General features: G+C 64.2%; 1 protein-coding gene. It reads left to right on the top strand.

Annotated features, from left to right (window positions below; translation table 11 throughout):
- On the top strand, positions 1-311 hold a 311-nt coding region (locus D7X74_RS42375; RefSeq protein ID WP_199742034.1), incomplete at its 5' end, for a LysR substrate-binding domain-containing protein.
- Positions 312-461 lie beyond the last annotated feature (150 nt).

Below are 461 nucleotides of genomic sequence, written 5' to 3'. Positions count from 1 at the left end.
ATGCGGTCTACGGGCTGTGGTTCAAGGCGCTGTTCCGGCGCATGCCGGAGACGACCGTCAGCGCACATCACGTTTCCGATCTGGAAGAAGTGAGCACCTTGGTGGAGGCCGGCATGGGCTGGTCGGTGCTGCCGCTGCATGCCGTTCAGGAAGCGGTGGAGCGCGGGCGTCTGCAGGTCGTTCGCCCGATCGCGACGCGGCGCTGCCTGAACACCGTGTTCGCCGTGCGCCGCACATCGAGCTTCCCGAGCGAAGCGCAGGACCGCTTGCTGGTGCGGCTTGCGCAGCTTGATGCGGCGGCGCGCGTTTAGCCGCGCGGTCGCAATCTTCCCCGTCGATCTACAAGGCGCGACATGTCGCCTTGAAATTAATTAATTAGACAATTAATATTCGCGGCATGGCAACCTTCGAACCGACTTCTCGCGGCCCGGGCCGCCCCCGTCGCCAGGATGGCGTAACGC

This window comes from Corallococcus sp. CA047B (assembly GCF_003612065.1).
Taxonomy (GTDB): domain Bacteria; phylum Myxococcota; class Myxococcia; order Myxococcales; family Myxococcaceae; genus Corallococcus; species Corallococcus praedator.
The sequence above is the reverse complement of the archived record's forward strand: the minus strand, read 5'-3'. Positions and strand labels throughout refer to the sequence as shown.